The organism is Candidatus Arsenophonus nilaparvatae, assembly GCF_045346035.1.
Lineage (GTDB): Bacteria > Pseudomonadota > Gammaproteobacteria > Enterobacterales > Enterobacteriaceae > Arsenophonus > Arsenophonus nilaparvatae.
Map to the genome: position 1 here is coordinate 1,574,519 of NZ_CP158507.1, position 20,551 is coordinate 1,595,069.

At 43.2% G+C, this 20,551-nt stretch carries 21 protein-coding genes; 1 reads left to right on the forward strand and 20 read right to left on the reverse strand.

Features of this window, described 5'->3' with window-relative positions; genetic code table 11:
* Nucleotides 1–87 precede the first annotated feature (87 nt).
* A complete protein-coding gene (locus WH390_RS07615) occupies nucleotides 88–873 on the forward strand; it encodes a BRO family protein (protein WP_032115207.1) in 786 nt (261 codons plus the stop codon).
* A gap of 82 nt (nucleotides 874–955) precedes the next feature.
* On the opposite strand, the gene WH390_RS07620 is transcribed toward WH390_RS07615, so the two are convergent.
* The 20 genes from WH390_RS07620 to WH390_RS07715 form a co-directional block, all read right to left on the reverse strand.
* Nucleotides 956–2,044, reverse strand: coding sequence for a YadA-like family protein (locus WH390_RS07620; RefSeq protein WP_406850548.1), 1,089 nt, complete (start codon nucleotides 2,042–2,044; stop codon nucleotides 956–958).
* A gap of 267 nt (nucleotides 2,045–2,311) precedes the next feature.
* Entirely contained in the window at nucleotides 2,312–3,592 is a 1,281-nt protein-coding gene (locus WH390_RS07625; RefSeq protein WP_052044859.1) for a hypothetical protein, read from the reverse strand.
* 9 nt (nucleotides 3,593–3,601) lie between these two features.
* Nucleotides 3,602–4,633: a DUF6453 family protein gene (locus WH390_RS07630; protein WP_032115205.1), complete on the reverse strand. Its 1,032-nt coding sequence runs from the start codon at nucleotides 4,631–4,633 to the stop codon at nucleotides 3,602–3,604.
* Nucleotides 4,633–7,836 (reverse strand): host specificity protein J, encoded by a 3,204-nt coding sequence (locus WH390_RS07635; RefSeq protein WP_032115204.1) that lies wholly within the window; start codon nucleotides 7,834–7,836, stop codon nucleotides 4,633–4,635. The genes WH390_RS07630 and WH390_RS07635 overlap by 1 nt, the downstream gene beginning before the upstream one ends.
* 52 nt (nucleotides 7,837–7,888) lie before the next feature.
* Nucleotides 7,889–8,497, reverse strand: coding sequence for a tail assembly protein (locus tag WH390_RS07640; RefSeq protein WP_032115203.1), 609 nt, complete (start codon nucleotides 8,495–8,497; stop codon nucleotides 7,889–7,891).
* Nucleotides 8,494–9,207: a C40 family peptidase gene (locus WH390_RS07645; RefSeq protein ID WP_032115202.1), complete on the reverse strand. Its 714-nt coding sequence runs from the start codon at nucleotides 9,205–9,207 to the stop codon at nucleotides 8,494–8,496. The genes WH390_RS07640 and WH390_RS07645 overlap by 4 nt, the downstream gene beginning before the upstream one ends.
* Nucleotides 9,204–9,947 carry a phage minor tail protein L gene (locus tag WH390_RS07650; RefSeq protein WP_032115201.1) on the reverse strand — a complete coding sequence of 248 codons (744 nt, stop codon included), beginning with the start codon at nucleotides 9,945–9,947 and terminating at the stop codon, nucleotides 9,204–9,206. The genes WH390_RS07645 and WH390_RS07650 overlap by 4 nt, the downstream gene beginning before the upstream one ends.
* A complete protein-coding gene (locus tag WH390_RS07655) occupies nucleotides 9,944–10,285 on the reverse strand; it encodes a phage tail protein (protein WP_406850549.1) in 342 nt (113 codons plus the stop codon). Before WH390_RS07655 ends, WH390_RS07650 begins: the two co-directional genes overlap by 4 nt.
* A 102-nt stretch (nucleotides 10,286–10,387) precedes the next feature.
* A complete protein-coding gene (locus WH390_RS07660) occupies nucleotides 10,388–11,065 on the reverse strand; it encodes an Ail/Lom family outer membrane beta-barrel protein (protein WP_052044858.1) in 678 nt (225 codons plus the stop codon).
* Between the two features lie 104 nt (nucleotides 11,066–11,169).
* Entirely contained in the window at nucleotides 11,170–14,133 is a 2,964-nt protein-coding gene (locus tag WH390_RS07665; protein ID WP_406850550.1) for a phage tail tape measure protein, read from the reverse strand.
* Nucleotides 14,134–14,187: 54 nt separating this feature from the next.
* The gene (locus WH390_RS07670; RefSeq protein ID WP_406850551.1) at nucleotides 14,188–14,460 is read right to left on the reverse strand and encodes a DUF1799 domain-containing protein; all 273 of its coding nucleotides are present in this window, start codon (nucleotides 14,458–14,460) and stop codon (nucleotides 14,188–14,190) included.
* 26 nt (nucleotides 14,461–14,486) lie between these two features.
* Nucleotides 14,487–14,792, reverse strand: coding sequence for a phage tail assembly chaperone (locus WH390_RS07675; protein ID WP_032115197.1), 306 nt, complete (start codon nucleotides 14,790–14,792; stop codon nucleotides 14,487–14,489).
* A gap of 14 nt (nucleotides 14,793–14,806) precedes the next feature.
* Nucleotides 14,807–15,457: a phage tail tube protein gene (locus tag WH390_RS07680; RefSeq protein WP_032115196.1), complete on the reverse strand. Its 651-nt coding sequence runs from the start codon at nucleotides 15,455–15,457 to the stop codon at nucleotides 14,807–14,809.
* Nucleotides 15,458–15,507: 50 nt separating this feature from the next.
* Nucleotides 15,508–15,909: a phage tail terminator-like protein gene (locus WH390_RS07685; protein WP_032115195.1), complete on the reverse strand. Its 402-nt coding sequence runs from the start codon at nucleotides 15,907–15,909 to the stop codon at nucleotides 15,508–15,510.
* Nucleotides 15,906–16,391, reverse strand: coding sequence for a hypothetical protein (locus WH390_RS07690; protein ID WP_406850552.1), 486 nt, complete (start codon nucleotides 16,389–16,391; stop codon nucleotides 15,906–15,908). Before WH390_RS07690 ends, WH390_RS07685 begins: the two co-directional genes overlap by 4 nt.
* 1 nt (nucleotide 16,392) lies before the next feature.
* Nucleotides 16,393–16,743 carry a hypothetical protein gene (locus WH390_RS07695; RefSeq protein ID WP_032115193.1) on the reverse strand — a complete coding sequence of 117 codons (351 nt, stop codon included), beginning with the start codon at nucleotides 16,741–16,743 and terminating at the stop codon, nucleotides 16,393–16,395.
* A gap of 2 nt (nucleotides 16,744–16,745) precedes the next feature.
* Nucleotides 16,746–17,231 carry a DnaT-like ssDNA-binding protein gene (locus WH390_RS07700; RefSeq protein WP_032115192.1) on the reverse strand — a complete coding sequence of 162 codons (486 nt, stop codon included), beginning with the start codon at nucleotides 17,229–17,231 and terminating at the stop codon, nucleotides 16,746–16,748.
* A 40-nt stretch (nucleotides 17,232–17,271) separates the two neighbouring features.
* Nucleotides 17,272–18,240 carry an IS110 family transposase gene (locus tag WH390_RS07705; RefSeq protein ID WP_032115191.1) on the reverse strand — a complete coding sequence of 323 codons (969 nt, stop codon included), beginning with the start codon at nucleotides 18,238–18,240 and terminating at the stop codon, nucleotides 17,272–17,274.
* A gap of 206 nt (nucleotides 18,241–18,446) precedes the next feature.
* Complete coding sequence (locus tag WH390_RS07710; protein WP_406850553.1) at nucleotides 18,447–19,664, reverse strand: major capsid protein; 1,218 nt, start codon at nucleotides 19,662–19,664, stop codon at nucleotides 18,447–18,449.
* Nucleotides 19,665–19,676: 12 nt separating this feature from the next.
* Nucleotides 19,677–20,447 (reverse strand): phage protein, encoded by a 771-nt coding sequence (locus tag WH390_RS07715; protein ID WP_032115190.1) that lies wholly within the window; start codon nucleotides 20,445–20,447, stop codon nucleotides 19,677–19,679.
* Between the last annotated feature and the right edge of the window lie 104 nt (nucleotides 20,448–20,551).

Here is a 20,551-nt window from a genome sequence, read left to right on the forward strand (position 1 = left end):
TCCGGTAAGGCTAACCCTGTCTGGGCTACCACCCAAGATTAGCCTCTTAAATGGTAGCAATATTCTTAAATACCGTATGAGGTCATTATGACAACATTATCTACCACACCATTTACTTTCGAGAATCACATAATCTGTACTGTTATTATAAACAATGATCCATGGTTTGTTGCTCAGGATGTTTGTGACGCGTTAAAACTTGCGAATTCTCGTATGGCATTAAAACCTTTAGATGAAGATGAAAAAACTGACGTAAGTTTAACTTACACCAGCTCAAATGGTGTTGTTCAAAATCGTGACACTAACATAATCTCTGAATCAGGCATGTACACTTTAGTACTCCGTTGCCGTGATGCAGTCAAACAAGGAACACTCCCTCATCGTTTTCGTAAATGGGTAACAAATGAGGTTCTGCCTTCTATCCGTAAAACAGGCAAGTACGAGCATCCAAAATACCAACCCGAAGCTAACGAAAAATTCAGCAATAAAGATACTCAAAATCTTGCTCGTATCATTGCACTGATAACACAAAACTTTCGTTTTAGAGATGCATGGAATCATGCTATCTGGTATGCATTAAGAGAAGTCACAGGTATTCCCTCACCTTATCCGATGGAAGTCAGGCTAGTCCCTTCTATCGCTACGGAATGTGAGCGTATCTGGCATGTCACGGAAGAGCTTCAAGATAAAATAGCCGATGCAGAGAAATTAGCAATTAAACAGATTATCCGCAAACGCGAAAATGCAGATAGAGTTATTGCTGAGATAGAAACTTTGTTATCTCAGACTACACAGGATAACCAGCTCATGCTAAATGGTGCACTATCAAACTGGCATAAAGCGGAATTGACCCATTTCCTCCAACGCTGCTAATAGGATGCCCCTGTGATGGGCAACTGAGAACAGTAAAAGTACCCAGCGTTTTTTCTGGGGACTCTTGTAAGACTTAACAGGATTACCACTCAAAATTAAATGACGCGTTATACATCACATGATTACCGCCAGAATAAGCAACCCCGGCTTTTACGGCGGCATTTTCAGTGATACGGTAGCCTGTACCAACAGCCAGGGCCTGAGAAGCTCCATACCCCCCAATACTTGCCGTGAAATTCACTTTACCGACCCCATAAGGCTGGAAAAGTCCGGTCAGCGCCGCAGAGGTCGCGAGTCCTCGTTCAATTTTCGTGTTAGTTTCCGATAACTTATCCTCAAGATGATTTATCCGTGTATCGCTTAATTTCTTCTCTATTGCACTATTCATTTGATAAAGATTAACCACATCGGTGTCTTCAGTACCCGGGGCAACGTGGGTGATTTGACTAAATTTTTTTACACCAGCAGTGCCACTTTTCTTATCCTCTTGAACAATATAACCAACAGAGAGCTCTGTAATTAATGCATTTTTATCGGGATCATTCAGTTGATTTCTAACCATATCAATTAGATTCTCTGTATATTCTCTTTTCGCTTTACTACTCGCACCAATAGCAGTGCTTCCGTATCTGGAAGCTTCGGCTTTTGTACCTAATGCTGATGAAAACTTACCGGTGGCTTTACTTCCTCCACCAATAGCAGTGCTTGCGTATCTGGAAGCTTCGGCTTTTGTACCTAATGCTGATGAAAACTTACAGGTGGCTTTACTTTCCTTACCAATAGCAGTGCTTGCGTATCCGGAAGCTTCGGCTTTTAAACCTAATGCTGATGAAAACTCACCGGTGGCTTTACTTTCTTCACCAATAGCAGTGCTTGCGTATCTGGAAGCTTCGGCTTTTAAACCTAATGCTGATGAAAACTCACCGGTGGCTTTACTTTCTTCACCAATAGCAGTGCTTAGGTATCCGGAAGCTTCGGCTCTTGTACCTAATGCTGATGAAAACTCACCGGTGGCTTTACTTTCCGCACCAATAGCAGTGCTTGCGTATCCGGAAGCTTGGGCTTTTGTACCCAATACTGTTGAAAACTCACCCTCGGTTTTAACTTCTTCAGCGTTAACATTTTCCAGAATTCCCATAATCGCACAGGCTAGTATAGTTTTTTTATTCACTTTATCTCCATTTTTTGATTAATCTAACTAAATAAAACTGACATTTAGAATTAAATGCCGCATGGGTATTTAGTTTTCCATGAATCCAAAACAAAAATAAAATGAATTATTTTGATCGATTCGATCGATTTTTTAATGTGAAAAGTTGTTTACCACACCCGCTATCCCATGATAGGGTTTAATCAACTAACGAAATTTTCGAGTAAGAAGGAAAGTCTTTTTGATGTTCAATGTATCCGATTTTCAGATAAAAATTTTTGTGAAGGGCTATTTCGCTTTCAATCTTTGCTGCTGCTCCCAAATTGAATCAACGGGCATTTGCACCCGCACGTCTAACCATGTCGAGGGTGGAATATCAACCTGCTCACCGTCAGCGTAATAAAATGGTTTGCCGTCAATAATTTCTTTAATTCGCCAATTTTGAAAATCTTTAGGTAAATGGGTGTGTTGTCGGTGAAATGTTTGAATCTCAGTATCACCATTGGATAAGATTTTGTCTCTGACGTAGATAAGTTCTAACCCATTAATGTCTTTGGGTACTGAAACACCTCCATTCACTCCCCACGCCCCATCAGCGTTGTAACCCATGACGCCGGAAATAAAATAGCTGCCCATTCCAGTTCGTTGGACTCTTGCCCCTTCTGATTCTTCGCTGGTTTCAAAACTACCATCGGGATGGATTTTTACTATCGGCGAGGCTCTTTTAAAAAAACCGTTAGCATCCGCTATCATTTTTGGAATGTCTGACAATAAAGCAAATGTTCCATCTTTATCTGGAAAATAAGTGGCTACGCTAAGCCTATTATTACGTATAAAACCACGTTTAGATGAACGGACATAGACTAAATCATAACCCTCTTTAGGATCTCCTAACCATATAACTGAGTCACCGGTAGAATGTGAGGCACTTATTTTTCCAGCTCTAAGTTGTTCATTTGAATCTTTTTTCGCAAGAATATCAGTGGATGCTTTTTGACTCATGACTTTATCAGTAGCATTACCTACTGCTTGCAAAACGCTATTTTTATCAAATTTATCTGCGACGGTTTTGTTTATGTCTTCTACGCTTTTTTTGTCCGCGGGACTTTCTAGTGCTGTTTTTATCTCTTCAACACTGCTTGCATCAGCTTTTCCTTCCACTAGCGCTTGTAGCGCTTTAATTGACGCTAACTTGACTGTTTTACCGCTCGGCAACGTGATTTCAACGACACCATTATCCCCCATCCACAAATCCATGTTTTGCAAAAAATAGAGGATGTAAGTGTTAGCGGCAACCAGTGCGCGTGCAGCGTCAGAATTATTATTGGGTTCAGTGAGATTAATGCTGTAAGTGGTCTCTGTTGCGCTAAAAGTCGGCTTATCTGCTAACGTTAATTCAGTATCACTGTTGACTGCCAATATCATGTAAGGATAATTCACGTCACCATTTTTAATCAACATTAACATGCCGGGTGATACCAGGGGGTTATTACTGTTCCATTTCGTGCCCGTGCCTTTGACAATAGAAGAGCCTGACACGGTTGTAATTGTGCCATCTGAATAAATCATAATTTTTCTCTAGAAGTAAAGATCGAAGTCAATAACGTATGAGGGAGTGCTATAAGTAATATCATCAATGGCTGATGTATCCACAAATACCCATTCAAGATTTCTTCCCTGCTCAATAGTTATTTTATTTCCTTGAAAACGATAACCGCCTGCTTTGCAATATGTCCAGCCCTGATAGACGCGATCTATCATTTCTGCACATTCATTTGCTTGTAACATTGGGCGTGCAAATGGCGCCGTTACTCCCCATTGGGTTAATGTGATATTAGCGCCGACTAAAAACGGCAAATAATGCGATGAATAACTTAGTGTGCCTTTGGTATTATAAATATGTAGGCCGTAATCCGCGGGTACTAGCGTAAAATCCGTCGTGAATACCAGTACGTAAACCTCTGTTTTCGCATTGCTATAAATATTTTTATTGTCTCTAGCGATAGAAACAACTGCATTTTGATTTGTTGGTCTAATAAAAACGAGACTTTTACCAATACTTGGAACAGTGTTAGGGATTTTATAAGTGCCATTAGCACTTATCGATATTTTCTTTCTAAAAACACAATACCCTAACTTTGATTGCTGAGTTATTGCTACTGCATTGCCTAAACCACCAATAAATAATCCATCGTCACCCCTCGTTGCTTGTTTTGGATAGCCATAAACATCTATTTTATACACATTTTCGTACTGTTCACCGTACAAAAATGTTCCTCGCTCTGAAACCCCTCCGCCTCTGCCACCCCAAAACCAGTGAATACCCCAACGATCCCAATTGCACTTTAATTGATTTCCTTCAACTCGTATATTTTCAAGTCTCAGTTGACGTACAGCATCACTCCTGGATACTTGATAAAGTCTAGATATGACTTTAGGGACGATGATTAGATTATATTTATCTGCCTCAGGAATGGTGAAGCTATGATCTCTTTTTTTTAGATCGTGGTTATTTGTACTTAAAAGTTTTGTCAGTATTCGACTTTTACTGGTTATTTCAAAGGTTTTAAAACCGTCTTTCAAATCAACAAACAAACCGTAATCTGGCATTATGGCCTCCTGCCGAGCTTTATTACCCCACCCGAAGCGGGATAAACGGCCAACCCGCTATTATCTAACACAATTTTTGAGGCATCTCCCATGATTTTAAAGTCTTTATTAATGAGTAAGCGATTAAACTCTGCGATACCTGTTTCACTATCTATCTTGAAACCCGTGTTTTCCGCCTGATAATTTTTTGACTGAATAACAGAGCCGATTAATAATTCTTCAATCGTTCCTTTATCAATAAATATTGTGCGTAAAAAAACCTGACCGTTTTTGATGGCAAAAACCGGCTCCATTTTACCATTGCTTGGGTTGTAAACGATAAAGGTTTGCGCACTAAAGCCAATTTGTGTGCTGACTTTACCGTTTTTAAGCTCAGCACCAATCACCATGCCTGCATCATAAGAGACGCCGTCATAAACAATCTTGACTAACGATGTCCAGGTTGCAGAAGCCTCACCCTTTTTCATGTCATATTTGGCTTGTAGCGAGTTTTGCGCTGCTGCCCAGGACTTATCTGCTGTCGCTCTGACCTGATGGATAGATTCAGCCAAGGCTTTAGTCTCGGTTACCACATAATTGTCAACCCTGACAATTTCCGCCTTCATCTTGCCGTTTTGACGCATGAAATACTGCGTATTGCCGTTAAGTCCCTTCGCGTTTTCCAGTATCGCTTCTGTGCTACTGTCTATCCCTTTCTTTAGCTGCTTAATCGCTTCCGTATCGTTAATTTTTTTATCAATTTCATCAATGATACTGCTGGCATCGAATTCTGACTCACCCCGCACAAATTCTGTCCACGGTGACTGGTTACCGGATTTATCAACGAGTCTTGCGCGAAAATAAAAGACTGTCCCTGCGGCCAACCCTGACATTTCATGGCTTTTTGACGGATAAGGGATATCAGCCAGTAACATCAATCCTTCACCGTCATTCGTTTCGCTGTACTGAATCTCTGTTTTTAACGTGTCTTCCGTCTTTTCATTAAATCCCCAGTCTAGCTTTATTCCAAACACCAACGTGGAAGCTCTGAAGTTAACAGGTGTAGGGGGTTCGCCTTCCTTACCTTTTAGTGTTGTCTCAGGCGCATTCGCCCAGATTGACGAGATATCCGATGAGTTTATAGCTCTAACTCTTACCTGATAACGTCCGGCATATATCCCTTGAACTTCAAAACTGGCTGTAGATGTTCGAGGTATACTTACCCAGTTATTATTTCCTCTTCGCCATTGCGCCTCATAGGCAATCGCATTTTCTGTGGCATCCCAGTCAGCGCTTAACGTTGTAACAGCAATCCCTTGACTGATTTGGGTATAAGCAGAGATATGTACGTTTTTAGGGGGCGATTGAACACCCGGCGGGATGACAGTAATGGGTCTTTTATCAATCCTGGCGCCCGAATCAATATGCGCATATTTATCTGGATTATGGAAAGTCCCCGTGATGGTATAGGTATTATCGGCGTTGTCCTGAAGGCTAATTACGCGATAAAGCTGAATTGCCAAGTCATTAGCATCTACTGTCCAAACCGCATTTTTTTCAATCGGTTGAGAATAACGGGTTGTTACAGTGATAATATTGTCGTTAACCGTCTGGACTGTCCTTGCTTCTGATTTTCCATCGGGTAAGTTAATGATAAGTCTGTCACCCGATTTAACATCTGCCTGCCTGTCGAGCGTAATTTTTCGCTCATCAACAGAAGAAATCCTACCACCAATAATGCGGCCTGCAAGATTTGCATCCGCTACCCCTATAATCTGTCCAGGCGTTGGAATAGCCCCTTCAAGTCCTGTTGAAAAGGTAATCATCCTGTCATAAGCATTGGTTAATAATATCCAGCGTCCACGTCGGTTTGCTTCTGATTGCCGAGTGCACCCAATCGCCGAAATATCCGTTTTACGCACACCATAACGGCGCTGCAGTTTGCTATCAGAGACCGCCTCAATCCCATCATGACTGTGATTATCGGCATCCGAATAGGAAACCAGCACCTGCGTATAACGGTTTTGCTGACTACCGCCTGAATATATCACCTTTCCATCGACGATATTCGCTTGCGTGAAAATCCGAAAGACATCCGAGGGCATATCAGCCACCGCGTTGACAGAATTATCCGCCCAAAACGTCATACCTCTAAAAATGCCCGCAATATCACGCAATACCTGATAAGCCGATTCCTGAGACTGAATATAAATATCACATAAAAAGCGAGGTTCTTTACCTGAACCACCTTGACCGTCAGGAACGTTTTCATCGCAATACTGGGCTATCTGGTATAAATCCCATTTATCTATTTGCGTGCTATTAATCCGCTCTCCACAGCCGTAACGGTTATTCAAGACCAGGTCATAAAAAATCCAGGCGGGATTGTTCGTCGCAGCCAGCTTAAAGGTGCCATTCCAAACGCCCGAATAAGTTCGGTTTAAAGGGTCATAGTTTGCGGGTACTTTTACCAGCAAACCCCCTTTGGGGCGCAAACTGACTTTAGGGAGGCGATTATTAAATTGTCTTGCATCAAAGGTGATAAACAATAAAGCGGTATTAGGATATCTTAATTTTGCGTCAATCACCTCAGTAATGGCGGCGACAACCACTTTATCGGCAATTCGCGCCGTATTTTTGTTAGGAGTGAGACGACGAACACGCAATTGCCAGCCGGTTTTCGCTACAGGCAAATCGATACGGTGTGTGCGCTGATATTCACTGGTTGTTTTCCCATCAAAGGCAGCATGCAACACTTCCTTGTAGCCACGCCCATCCGCTGACAGGTCAATGGCATAATCAATGCGGTAACCGGAGGTATCACCATTATCATGTTGTTCAAGAAGTTGTGGTACCGAAAAACGTAACCGAATAGCGGATAGCTGGATATTATTTATCGACCTGATATACGGCTGTTCATCTTTTAACTCCCTGCTGATGCTAATTTCATTGTCAACTGACGGAATACCTTTGATGTAGGCCTGTTGCTCACTGCCCGGACGAAACGCCCACGTCACGCCCTCAACGTTTTTACTGCCGTCAGCATTACCAATAGGCGTACCATCAAGAAAAATACGGGTAGCATCTAACCCTCCGGCAATTTCTCCCTCAGAAATAGCAAAGAGTAATTTTGCGGTTGATTCCGATAGCAAACTATCAGGAGACTCTACCGGTTTATGTCCACCGCCATCACCGCCTTTTGCCCCAAAAATAAGATTTGTCATATTTCACCCATAAAAAAAAATCGCCTCAGCGACTCAATGTCCATAATGAATGTTATCTTTGGTCTTCGGTGTAAATCCCAGCGGATATGATTGCCCCGCCTATCTCTTTTCTATCCAAGGTATACAATAACGGCACTGGATTGCCTTGCGCTGTCGTATTCACCGCACCGCCAAACGCATAAGACGGTTTATTATCGGCGTCCTGACGAACGGAAGCCCCGGGCGGTTGCGGTGACAACATTTGCGCTATACCGCCTAATGCCATTGATGCCGCACCCATAGCTAATGCGCCGCCCATGAAGCCAGCTGCCCCAAACGCTGCCCACCCAGCAGGTTCCAGCATCATTGCTGCTCCTATCATTGCTACCCCTAATACGGTTTGGAACAACCCTCCGCTCTTGCTTCCTTTAATTATCGGGGCAATACGAATATCTTGTGTTGTATCAAGGTGAAACTCATCTTCGCCTATATTCCGCTTTCCCTTGAAGACCGCAAACGCTACGCCTCTCAAATGCGCATCCGCCAGATAACGCTCAAAGCCTGAGTAAAGCACACATAATGCTTTAATGGCTTCTCTTGGGGAGCTAATGGCCAGTTGATGGACGCGGCCATATTTTGCGCCCAGTTTTCCATACAGCCTAACCGTTTTTAGTTCACTCATGCCGATTCTTTCCTTCTGACAATCTTGACGGTGCGGTGGCGCCAGTAATCACTGTAGGGCGTGACACGGCTTAATTGCCCGTACAGATGATGCAGCAGCATGCCGTTATCCAGCAAAATACCGGCATGATTGGCGACATCAGCCTGAACCTGCATAATGACCACATCACTTACTTTTGGTGTGTCATTAATTTCAACGAAACCTTCTTTGGTGAAATTCTCCATATAACGGTTTTCACCTTGCTCCCACCATGGATAAGGGACACTATAATTATGCAATGTAATACCGTGTTCTTGACGAAAATAATCAACAATCAGCGTCCAGCAATCGGCGTAACCCAAAACAAATGCCCGACCGGTTAATTCACGCTCCCCTCTTGGTTGAATAATGCGCAAATCCCCCTCAGGCCATGACACAATTATCCACGGTAATTCACTCGCATTGCATTGCAAATTATCAATTTCACTCGGTTGCGTCGTCACACCGTTGCCACAATGAGAATGCACAATAGCAACAGGCGCTCCCCAGTCTTCCGCATTAGTGTAGTCTTCCGGTGACAATTCAAAACTTTCAGTCGGATTTGCAGCAAGATTACGGCAAGGAAAATAACGTTTTACACGGCTTTTTTGACAAATAACGCCACAGGCTTCTTGCGGAAATGCCGTTTTAACGTGATTAAATATTGCTTCGGTAAGACTTTTTGTTATCATCGGATTAATCCTGCTGCTGGAAATCCGCCAAAATCCAAGGCCGCATTTTCACCAAATCGCTTTTTACAATCGCTCATCAGCCCACCACAAACATCTAAGGCGGGGTCATTAACCGAATTGCCTTTCTCGTCAAAATAGCGTTTACCATTATAGGCACATCCATTACCTGAACGATACCAGCCCCGCATGCACCAGTAACAGAGATGATGAATTTGACGCACTGGCAACATAACGCCTTGTAAATCAAACGGGCAAGCCAGTTCAAATTGAATAATTCCCCCCGCTTCCTCATGACTTTTGCGGTCAACATAAAATACCTGTTTAAAGCATTCATCCGGATTCGCGGTGGGATTATCATCAGGGAAATTTCTGCTATCCAGATAATGTGAAAAGGTCTCATAAATGGTTACTTTTGCCTGAACCATGTCATCAAATTGCAGGCACAGTGATGATATCAGACTATCAATATTCTCCACTTTCAGTATCGGTCTGGCTTGACTTCCCTCACTGCTTTTTGATAAACCCGAAATTTCATAAGGCCAGGCGCCATATTCGTTACCTTGCCACCAGATAGGCTTCGGCTTTAATTTATCTTCTGCCTTTTCAATTTCTTCGGGGGTGTAACGAAGATTATAAGCATGAAAACGCAAAACCGGACCACCAAAAGCACTGCCATCGACTTCCACCAACTGGATTTTTTCACCGGGTTCTAATTTTTGTACATCTGAATGCATTGTCATGCTGAGAAAGCCTCCTCAAACCTGGCCGATATTTTCATGACATCACGCGCAACCGGCGTCATCTTGATTGAATCGGCTTTTACCCGATACACTCCCTTGACACCAAACGGGGTCATCCAGATAAAAGACTTTATAGTGTGTTGGCGAATAAAATCAAAGATAGGCATCACGTCGGCTTTTTTACCTAAATAAGAGAAAGGCCAGGATTGCGATTCGGGATTAATACCCTCGGCGGATACCTGCTTGTAGCCATCCCCAAATTCCACTTCTTTAACTCGATGCCTGTACTCGCCCGTTGGGCTGTCTTGAATCTGGGTTCGCCATCTAAATTCGTCCATTCAGTTGACTCCATAAACAAAAAAGTCACGATTAAGTGACTTTTCTCGTTTTTTAGTAAAATTAATTTATCAATTTTACCGTTGAATGCATCTCAAGGTGCCTTAAAACTTATATCCTACGCCAACCGTAAATGCGTCTGTTTTCCACTCGCCACTGCCTGAACGTTCATAACCCACGTCTAAAGTTGCCCCTTGCCAGAAGTTGACTTGCATACCCACCCCATAGGCTAACTGTGTTTTGTTATCTGAATTTGAATACTTAGCGCTATTAACTAATTTATTATCTCTGAACTCTTGTGAATTCGATTCATAAGAAGCTTTCTTATAGGCGCCACCGATTAGTCCATAAAGGCTGACAGAGTCATTAACGCGATAAGTGGGACCCACCATCAAAGAAACATAATCACCGGATACTTTACCTGTAGCACGTATTCTATCTTTGTTATCATTTTTATTCGCTTTTGCAGTGGCATTATAATCTTTGGTAGAATAGGCAATTGAACCGATTACACCCCATTCGTCATCGATTTCATACCGGTAACGCATAAAAGCGCCACCTAAATCATGATAACTATCTAAGGAAAGGGTTGCCGATTTGCCAAAGTGATTATTCATTTCATCACCCGCTTTCCTTGCCTTTTCTCTTAACAGATTAACTTGGTCTTTAACCTCATTAGACTTTACATTCAAATAACCAAAAGAAAGCGTACTTTCACCGGCTTTTGCCATTACTGCGCCAGAAAATAATAGGGGGATTAAAAACAATAACGTTTTTTTCATTGTTTTTCCTTTAATTTAACCATCATCTAGCTAACCATTAATTTTATTCATAGGTAACTATATCAAAAGAAGCTAATTGCTGCATAAAAAATACGCTTATCGGATTAATAACCCCGCCCATTAACTGCCTTGATAATTTTATGCAAATCACCGCCATCTCGACTCTCCGCCACTAAAACAGATTTAATTTTCTGGGTTAAGGATTGTTCGGCAGCGCGCATATCGACATTGGAAGGGCTGGATTGCTGCGGTTGACCATCAACATGGATACCGCCTAAATTGACATTGATACCGCTTGCTATGGGCTGCATACCGTACATGGGCGCTGAAGATGCGCCCACATACCCCCCTGAAGCATAGCCCCGCTGACTTGCATCCATCAGGCGATACAGGTTAACAATTCCTAGTCGTTGGGTGGCTTCTTTGGTAAATACAAATTCCCCACCATGAACGATACCTTTCGGGTCATATTTACCCCCACCGCCCACATATCCGCCTGAGGAGAAACCTAAAATACCGGCAATCGCGCCTCCAACTCCGCCTGTCTGCCCACCGAAAGCCGATTTCATCGCTTTTAAAATGGCCATCTGCGTCATTAACTTCACCATCATTTCAAGTAATGATTTTGTGAAATCAGCAAAATTAGCCTTGCCTGTTACCAAAAAATCAGTCAGTGACTGACTCATTCCCTCAAAGGCAAATTGGGTAACATTGGCGACATTGGCATAAGCATCAGTCGCTTGTTGTTCGAAATTTGTAAATCCTCGCTTAATCCCTGCTTCCCAGTTTTTCCGCAATGACGCCTCATTTTTGTACTTCTCATCAATGAGTGAAAGTCCTCGCCCATATTCAGGATTTTCTTGATCAATCCCTTTACGCGCCATTTCTTCACGATATTTCTTTAGCGCTTGCTCTTTAGCTATTTGAATCTCAGTTTTGCCAATACTCTCCAGCCTAAGTCTTATTTCTTCTTTCAATCCATCATTCGATAACCGCAAGGCATTGAGTTGTTTTTGTTTCTCAATTTTATCGCCTATCTCTGCAGCTTCACGCTTCTCAGAGAGAATGGCTTCTTTTTTTAATAATAATGACTGCTCATCTTCACTCAATCGTCGTTGGTTTGTGCCACTTCTGGCCTCTTCAAGAATGACTAACTGGTTTTCTGTTTTAAAAAGAGCTCGGCGTTGCTGGCTGATAATCCCAACATATTGACTTTCATCCTGTAACGTTCGTAGTTCTGCCTGCAGTGCTCTGTTTCTGGCTTGCGCTTCCTCTTCCCAACGTGTGCCTAAAGACGGGCGGTATGCATCAGTTTTTGAATCTGGACTTGATTTTTCTTTCGCATAACGGGCATTTTCACGCCTTATCGCTTCATCGACTACGGATTTTGAACCGCCTGAATTTCTTATTCTTTCAAGCTCACTTTGATGCTTTTCTTCCGCATTTTCATATTTGCGGTTAAGCGCCTCGTCAACCCTGAACCGTGCTTTCTCTGCCTCTTGAGCCCTTACAACCGCTTGCTTTCTCTGATTTTCAATATCTTGTTGATATTTTTTCTCTTTCAGTAAATCAAGTTCACGCCTTAAATCTGTCTCTGTTTTCCCTGAGGCATGATAATAATTTAATCTTGCAACCGGATTTACCTGGAATGCGACTAATCTTTCTTCATATTCACGTATCTTCTGGTCTAATGTGTGTTCACGACCAATATCTAACATGCTATCCCAGGCGAGTCTTGCTTTATCGTTAACCGCTGCCCAGGCTGACTCAAGGTAACCTAAATTCGCTTTTATCTGCTGGGTGCTATTCTTCGTTGCAGTCGCATAGGCTTCCATGGCAACTTTAGCCGCTTCGTGCTTTCTTCCCTGTTCCTCTAATGTCGATATCTGTTCTAATTGTGTTTCAGTCAGAAAATGCAGGCTTTTGTCAAGTTCGTTAATCGCTTTAACTGGGTCATCTTTGATGCGCTGGAACTGTTTTATTGTTTCATCAACAGATTGACCCACCCATTTTTCCATTCTGGCAGCGACATTGGCAATATTATCAATTTCATTGCCAGAAAATGAACCCGACCCCACAACTTTAGTGATTACATCCGCCATTCCCCCTTGTGTGATGCCATCTGCTGACAACTGTTTGGCCAACCTATCAAGTTGCCCCGCCGTTTTCCCTGCATACCCACCCGTTAAAATAAGATGTTTGTTAAATTCACTAAACTCTTGTGAGCCTTTATAAGCGGCGATGGCAACCGCTGCCGTAACACCTGCCAATCCCCCCATCAACAATCGGGTAGGGGTCAATATTGAGCCTATTGCTTTAAAGGCATTACCCACACCGCCAAACGAATCTTTAATCTGTCCACCTTGCTGCACCAATACCATCCAGGCCGGCATACCGGAAGCCAATGAGGTCACCACATCGGTCATCTGCATCGGTAACATACGCATTGCATGACGATATTGCCCCATCGTTACTGCGCCATTCATAAACGCTTTTTCTTGTGCTTTTAACCTGGCAATCATCGGCGCTGCTTGTTGAAAAATACCCATCTGGGCCGCTTTCAGTTCAAGAATTTCAGTTCGCGTCTTGCCTATCGTGTCTGATTGCTGTTTTAATGTGTTTAGAAAATTATCCGCGGCTAACTTCGCGCGTTTTGAAGCTTCTTCCTGGACAAGGAGTGCTCTCCCTTCTGCGGTCAGCGCCAGATTCATCTTGCTTAGCTTATCTCTCGACTCTTCCAGTATCGTGTTGTAATCAATAAACTGGTCAAGGGGGAGTAAACCTTTTTGATGTGAAGCGGCAAGCTTACGGCTAATTTTATCCAGTTCATCAAACGCTTTATTGGTGGGATTAATGCGATTTAACAGGTCATTAAGTTCATTTTTTTGCGTCTTAAGGGTTTCAGCATTTCTTAGTGAGGCTAAGCTGACTTTTTTTAATCCGCCCTCCAGATTTGATGAAGCCTTTTCAACTTTTTCTGCTGTTTCCTGAAAGGACTTTAATTTCTGTTGACCTCTTTCCAAATCCGCCGTGTTGACTTTTAATGAAATCGTGGCGATATCAGTCATTATATTTTCCTTCAAACAACAAAAAATTTAAAGCCTGTGATAAAAATATCCGCCTTATTGGTGCATTATCGCTAAGGCTTTCGCTTCCATCACCCGGATATCATTAAACAAAGTCGTCTTATCACTGTTCAGGTTTAATAAATCAATAACCTGTGGCAATACACTATAATCCAGCCCTGTTGGCCCATTCACGCCCATTCGCCACTGAGTACGCAGCGCATTAAAGGTGAGATACGCCGCCCAGACATCTGCCCAGACTTCGACCTCGCTGTCTTCCGGCGTAAAACCAAAGGCAGCCTCAAAGTTGCGGATATCGGTCTCGGTCATGCCGCCATACATGGCCGCAACGACCGCTAGGAGTTTTTTTCGCGTTGGCCTAATAGTTCGCTATAATACGTTGTACTAATGGCGCTGGCAGCTGAGGGATAGTTGTCAAATAACAGCTTTAAATTATCAGCGTGATAAGGCGCTTCAATTGCCCAGTCAGCAATAATCTGCTGGTAGAACTCATCAATCGGCATCTCGCGCATGGTTTCCAGTTCACTCATGGCTTTATGATTAAAGGTGAAGGTCACTACCTCTGGCTCTTTTTTGCCCGCCACCGGAATGAGCACATTGGCTTTAAACGTTGGCTTGGGTATCAGGGTAAATTTTGCCATGCTGCATCCTTAAACTATACCGAGTAAATTTGCATATCAGATTTAAGTGAGAAACGGGCTACCACGTTTTCAACTTCATTGATGGCCGTATTGGGCACGCGCTGAAAAGAGACCGAAGCAGTAAAATAACGATCCTCGCTGGCACGTTTATTGAAAAAACGCATCGTGGTTATTTGCTTGTTGTCATCGAGTTTCATCAATAACTTACGGATGGGTGATTTCGCATCATGGGCAAACGTATAAACCTGCGTGATGCCATTTTTAAAGGTATCAACCGTTTCTGCCTGCTCATCTTCCAAAAATTGAATTTCCTGCGTTTGTTGCTCACCCCCTTCCGTTGATAAAATCATGACTTGCGGCATTGCTTCCCATGCTTCCACTTTCTTTAAACTCCCTTTAGCCCCACCCTCAGGAAAAACGGTTTTATCGGTGGTATCGATTGATACCAGTGTAATACGAGTATCAGCTGCTTCTTTCACTTTAAAAGCGCCTGACATTTTCTTCCAACCACAATCAATTTGGACAATATCGCCCGCTTTAATACTGCCAATCGCGTTGACAGTTAATACCGCCTCTGTCGCATTGGTCGCCGCCGTCATTGTTATCTCATCCGCATATTTATTGGCAACATAAACACGCGAACCATTAGGAATATTGTATGCCATGATAAAACCTCGTTATTGGCTTAATAAAAAACCGCCATATGGCGGCAATGTTATATTGTAGAGTGACAACGATAAGGAATGCTGACGGGGAGGATATAATTAACCTGATCACTGATGGCGGGAAATAAACTTGGCTCACCGCTTAGAAAAAGGCTATTGGTCATCGAAAAACCATTTGTTAGAAAGTTTGTTAAACGGTTAGCAATATTCATGACAGCCGTATCGCCCGTTCCTGCTTTACCCACCACATTTATTTGAATGACACCGCTGAATACTGGCATATCGAGCGATAAACTTAAATTTTTCGTTGTCGCTGGCATGATGTGCAATTGTAGATAGGGTTTATTGATATCATCGAATTCACAATTTGGCCAGGCCACCTTGATATTCTCAGACTCAGCAAATTGAGCAATATGCGCCCGTATGGCGGCATTAATGGTTAACGGGTTCATCCTTTACGCTCAGCGATTGCCTGATGAAAAAACGGCTGAAATTCCTGTGCCGTAATCCGTATCATACCCTTCGGTGCTTGTTTTGAATGCCCCATCTCAAGCCGATAGGCATAAGGCACCACATTGGAAAAATAGACCGACTTCATACCCACTTTAAACTGACCGATAACAAGATTACCCTCAGTTTGTGTTACTTCGCCACTTTTATCTATTCGTCCCGTTTCTTTCATTGGTACTTCATCAAACGTCACTTGCCAGTTGCCACGAAATCTCCCCCCCGTATACCCTGCTGGCTTCCTTTCTTTTCCTTTCCCTTTTTCGGCTATTTTAGCATTCACTTGCCAGATAGAGGGATTACCGACTGGCGACATCATGACCAACCTTGCAAGTATCTTTATGAATGTCACCTTGGTAACCGCTTCCATTTTCTCTTCTGATTTGCTGATAAACGCATTAATGGCGGCTGTAAAATTATTTGCCATATCAAGCTCTCAGTTGTGCAATGAAACAAATCGTTTGACGTTGGGGCTTTATCTCTTTTACAGCGATCACTCGATGATTTCTGTTATCGATGATAATAATATCTCCTTTTTGAATATGACTCTTTGCATCTGCAATAAATTTAATATCACTGGTTAAAATGAGGGAATTGTCCACTTCATTGATAGCAAACTGTGTCTTTACCCCGACCACCGCTAATACCACATCGGGTTCGATAATCTCCTGACCCTTTTTATCAACATAAAATTTGCCTTTTCTTTTTAAGACATAGTCCATGCCGTACTGCTTTATCAATCGCTCACTAGTTTTACCCATTCTGGTATAAAGATGCATTATCACCTCACCGAAAAGGTATTGATGGCAAATCCAGAGCGGGTATCTAACAAGCCATTGAGTAAACCATTTAACCAGGGAAATTTGGGTGAACCCGAATTTGTCCCCGAGGTATATTGTACCGTGATAGCCCCCTCAATACGTTCTGTGGTCACTTCGCCCCCTAACGTTGGCTGTAAATCCTCGTTCTCTGACTCAATCGCCAGTCGACACTGCGCCATAATGAGTGGCTTAGGGATGACATCATTAGCAACAGGCACGCCGTCATAAAATAACCCTGTGCGTGGAAAAGATAGCGGTTGGGTTAAGCGAGTCCGTTTTCCTAACCATGGCTGTGACGTTAAATAGTCCATCGCCGTCACCAGCATCGACTCAATATGTGAGTCATCAGTGGGTATATCAATTCCTCTTTCACGGGCATAACGCTTTAAGTCCTCAACACCTGCATAACTATTAAATGTTAGTGAATCTTTATCCGTATTAATCATGCTCACCTCAAAAGAAAAGCAACTGTCTTGAACAGTATATTTATGGAGCAACGTTATGATACGACTCATCCCATTCTTGGTTCTTTCTGAGAATCGCATTCAGGATAGTCAGCAGTTTGCGCATACAGGCAACCAGCGCCACTTTTTTGGCTTTTCCTGCTGCAACCAGCCGTGTGTAAAATGCTTTTATCACCGGATTGAAACGAGTTGCAACCAGTGCAGCCATGTACAAAGAGGTTCGAACTCCGGCCCGACCGCCAAAAATGGTTCGTCGGCCACGCATGGTTCCCGAGTCTCTATTAACAGGAGCTACCCCAACCAGCGCACTGATCTCCCTGCGCGAGAGTTTCCCTAACTCAGGGACTTCTGCCAGCAATGTAGCAGCAGTCATCATACCAATGCCTTTGATAGTACTTAGCCGCTCTGCAAGCTCGTTGAAATGATCAGTAATATGCTTATGCATATCCTCGTCAATCCGTTTAAGTTCATTTTCTAGTGCATTGATGATGTTACTGATGCTTTTTCTGTTTTGCGGGTGAGATGGATGCATCCGGTTTCTTTCAGCTACAAGCATTGCAATCAGCTGGCGTCTGCGCACCACCATAGCAGCAAGAATCTGACGCTCTGCATCAGGAATAGCCTGGATAAAACGTGACCGCTCAGGATGGCGGTTAATGACATCAGCCATCTGAGCTAAAACTCTGGCATCTATTCTATCAGTCTTTGCCAGATAGCCCATGGATCGAGCAAAGTCTCTGGCTTGCCTGGGATTGATAACGGCAACATCAAAACCTTCAGCCTGAAGAGCGCATGCAATCGCTGCCTCGAGACCACCTGTAGCTTCCATCAGAATCAAGGCTATGTTGTTCTTTTTCAGTTGATAAATGATGGTATCGAACCCGTCAGGGTTATTGCTGACTCTGAACTGCTCAATGTTATTGGTGCCTGCAATATCCAATGAAGCTTTAGAAACATCAATTCCTACACAAATTGGATTTAGCTGACTCATATTACCCATCCTTGCAAATACGTTATGAATTACGGACAACTGTTCGGGTTTCAGATGAGTGGCTAAGTGTATGCATCATTCGCTTTGCTACGGGCTATAAACCCCAGGGACAATCGGATTACATACACCTTGCCAAATCTAATCGCTATTATTATAACCAAATTTCAAGATACAAGGGACAAACGTCCCCTTAAGCCCATTTTTCTTTAGGAAAAAGTGAGACTTTCTGTGGTTTGCGTCTCACCATCCACTTTCGCGGTAACGGTAAACTGTCCCGCTGTACTGGCGGTTAATTTAACGCTGGACTTACCTTTTGCATCAGTTTTAGTCGCCGCTTTACTCAGTTTTCCACCGGTACTTGACCACTCAACATGGCTACCCCAAACAGGTTGATTATCTTTTGTGTACTCAAGTGAAATGGTCACCGCATCGCTGTTATTGGCTGTCGCGGTGGTTTTATCCACTGATAACCCCAAACTCGCTTCATGCTGCAATTTTATCATTACACCTGCCGTTAATTTGTTACTGGTGAAATGTTTCTTCCAGTTGCCAGCTGTGCCCAATTTTGTCAGATCAGGATTCGTCCCTTTTGATTCATCCCAGCTATAACCGAGCACGCCCACATTCACTACGCCTTCACCCCGATAACCAACGCCTAAATTTTCCTGATCGTTGATTTCATAAGAGCGAAAATGGGGTTCCTGTGATTCCGTGATAGTGATAGCCCCTGGGACTAAACCAAATATTGCATCAACAGACGCCGTATCGGTGACTAATACGGGTTTACCTAATGTTCCCGGCTGGCCTCCGTAGATCACCACACCGGCTTCTTCGTAAACCTTGTTATCAATCGCCTGGTCAACAATGTCAAAATAGGTTGTTGAGTGCATGACAAACAGATTGACACGGTTAAATTTATCCCCATATTTGCGCAACCCCTTCGTGAGGGTCTTCTTGCCATCGGTAGCAATGTTCGCCGTCACCACCATATCCGTGTTCGCCCCAATCGCTGCCCTCAATGCTGCCAGGGAATACTTGATATAGCCTTCAAGCGAAGCATCCGCAGCATCCGTGCCCACAAGCTCAGAAAACTCGGATACATCCCGTCCACGTCGTTTAAAAGACTCTTCGGTGATTTCATAGGGGCCATATTTCCAAGGAGCTTTAACGTCAACGGATTCGCCCGCGCCAATTTTTTTACCGGTAACTTTATCCGTAGAATTCACGTCACGATGTTCAATCGAACCACTAATCTGATAAAATGCCCGTTTACGCAAATCGCCTTCAATAAAAACATTATCGAGTACAATTGCGCCATTAGATGCCTGATTAAACACCTCAAGATTATCTTGTCTGCGCTCTAAAAATGCAGTTTGCGCCAAATCGTTATAAATAATTAAATCACTATTCACCGTGGTTACCATTATATTAGTTCCTTACTTAGGTAATCCCAGATAAGCTTCTCGACCGAAACGCCGGATATAGGCGGCCTTATCCGCTGAAGACATCTGAGAACGTTTAAAATGTGTGCCCCCTGATTTACTATTCCCCGCACCGGTACCGGATGCAGAAGGAAATAAATGCGGGGCACTTTCTTTTAGCGAATCAATCCACTCAACGGGGGTTAAAGGTGTACAACCATCTTTACCCATGATCGGATTGCTTTCTTCATCAACCGCGACGGCCTGACCTTCATCATTGATGTTAAATAGGCCCTTGGCACGTAATATTAAATCTTCCTGAGCACTGGCTAACGCGCCGGATTGACTTGCAGCGGCACGAATTTCATCGCCTAAAACACGATTACGGAATTTATTGGCAAATTCTTCTGCCTTTTCCGCCCGTCGCTTTTCAGATTGAAGCTTTTTTTCTACATCATGGCGCAATCGTTCCGTGCGCTTATTGATTACCTCGTCGATCTTGCCTGCGGCGATGAGTTTCGCTTCCTCATCATTTTCAAAACGTTGCAAAATGCCTTTCACCTGCTCAGGATCAATGCCTTCAAAACGCTTTAAATTATCAGTTTGCTCTTTGAGCTTACCAAGTAATTCACTATTTTTTGCCTTTAGACCGGTAACCTGCTCATTAATCTGCTTATCAATAATGGCTTGAACTTCGGGTGTTATCGCTGTACCACTCGCTCCGCCGCCGCCATTTGGGTCTTCTGCTGATGAAGGATAGTTACTACCGATGTTTAAAATGCTCATTATGTCCCCTTGGGATGTTGTCTATGCGCCTTGCGCGTTAAATTAACTCAGCCCTCAGCCGAGTTTAGCGAACAAAAAAGGCCACCGAAGTGACCTTGATTGCC

What these genes read in the sequence shown, in the direction of transcription:
- WH390_RS07615 (WP_032115207.1), top strand. Translation starts at nt 88, where the DNA reads ATGACAACATTATCTACCACACCATTTACTTTCGAGAATCACATAATC.
- WH390_RS07625 (WP_052044859.1), bottom strand. Translation starts at nt 3,592, where the DNA reads ATGATTTATTCAGATGGCACAATTACAACCGTGTCAGGCTCTTCTATT.
- WH390_RS07630 (WP_032115205.1), bottom strand. Translation starts at nt 4,633, where the DNA reads ATGCCAGATTACGGTTTGTTTGTTGATTTGAAAGACGGTTTTAAAACC.
- WH390_RS07635 (WP_032115204.1), bottom strand. Translation starts at nt 7,836, where the DNA reads ATGACAAATCTTATTTTTGGGGCAAAAGGCGGTGATGGCGGTGGACAT.
- WH390_RS07640 (WP_032115203.1), bottom strand. Translation starts at nt 8,497, where the DNA reads ATGAGTGAACTAAAAACGGTTAGGCTGTATGGAAAACTGGGCGCAAAA.
- WH390_RS07645 (WP_032115202.1), bottom strand. Translation starts at nt 9,207, where the DNA reads ATGATAACAAAAAGTCTTACCGAAGCAATATTTAATCACGTTAAAACG.
- WH390_RS07650 (WP_032115201.1), bottom strand. Translation starts at nt 9,947, where the DNA reads ATGACAATGCATTCAGATGTACAAAAATTAGAACCCGGTGAAAAAATC.
- WH390_RS07655 (WP_406850549.1), bottom strand. Translation starts at nt 10,285, where the DNA reads ATGGACGAATTTAGATGGCGAACCCAGATTCAAGACAGCCCAACGGGC.
- WH390_RS07660 (WP_052044858.1), bottom strand. Translation starts at nt 11,065, where the DNA reads ATGAAAAAAACGTTATTGTTTTTAATCCCCCTATTATTTTCTGGCGCA.
- WH390_RS07665 (WP_406850550.1), bottom strand. Translation starts at nt 14,133, where the DNA reads ATGACTGATATCGCCACGATTTCATTAAAAGTCAACACGGCGGATTTG.
- WH390_RS07670 (WP_406850551.1), bottom strand. Translation starts at nt 14,460, where the DNA reads ATGACCGAGACCGATATCCGCAACTTTGAGGCTGCCTTTGGTTTTACG.
- WH390_RS07675 (WP_032115197.1), bottom strand. Translation starts at nt 14,792, where the DNA reads ATGGCAAAATTTACCCTGATACCCAAGCCAACGTTTAAAGCCAATGTG.
- WH390_RS07680 (WP_032115196.1), bottom strand. Translation starts at nt 15,457, where the DNA reads ATGGCATACAATATTCCTAATGGTTCGCGTGTTTATGTTGCCAATAAA.
- WH390_RS07685 (WP_032115195.1), bottom strand. Translation starts at nt 15,909, where the DNA reads ATGAACCCGTTAACCATTAATGCCGCCATACGGGCGCATATTGCTCAA.
- WH390_RS07690 (WP_406850552.1), bottom strand. Translation starts at nt 16,391, where the DNA reads ATGGCAAATAATTTTACAGCCGCCATTAATGCGTTTATCAGCAAATCA.
- WH390_RS07695 (WP_032115193.1), bottom strand. Translation starts at nt 16,743, where the DNA reads ATGCATCTTTATACCAGAATGGGTAAAACTAGTGAGCGATTGATAAAG.
- WH390_RS07700 (WP_032115192.1), bottom strand. Translation starts at nt 17,231, where the DNA reads ATGATTAATACGGATAAAGATTCACTAACATTTAATAGTTATGCAGGT.
- WH390_RS07705 (WP_032115191.1), bottom strand. Translation starts at nt 18,240, where the DNA reads ATGAGTCAGCTAAATCCAATTTGTGTAGGAATTGATGTTTCTAAAGCT.
- WH390_RS07710 (WP_406850553.1), bottom strand. Translation starts at nt 19,664, where the DNA reads ATGGTAACCACGGTGAATAGTGATTTAATTATTTATAACGATTTGGCG.
- WH390_RS07715 (WP_032115190.1), bottom strand. Translation starts at nt 20,447, where the DNA reads ATGAGCATTTTAAACATCGGTAGTAACTATCCTTCATCAGCAGAAGAC.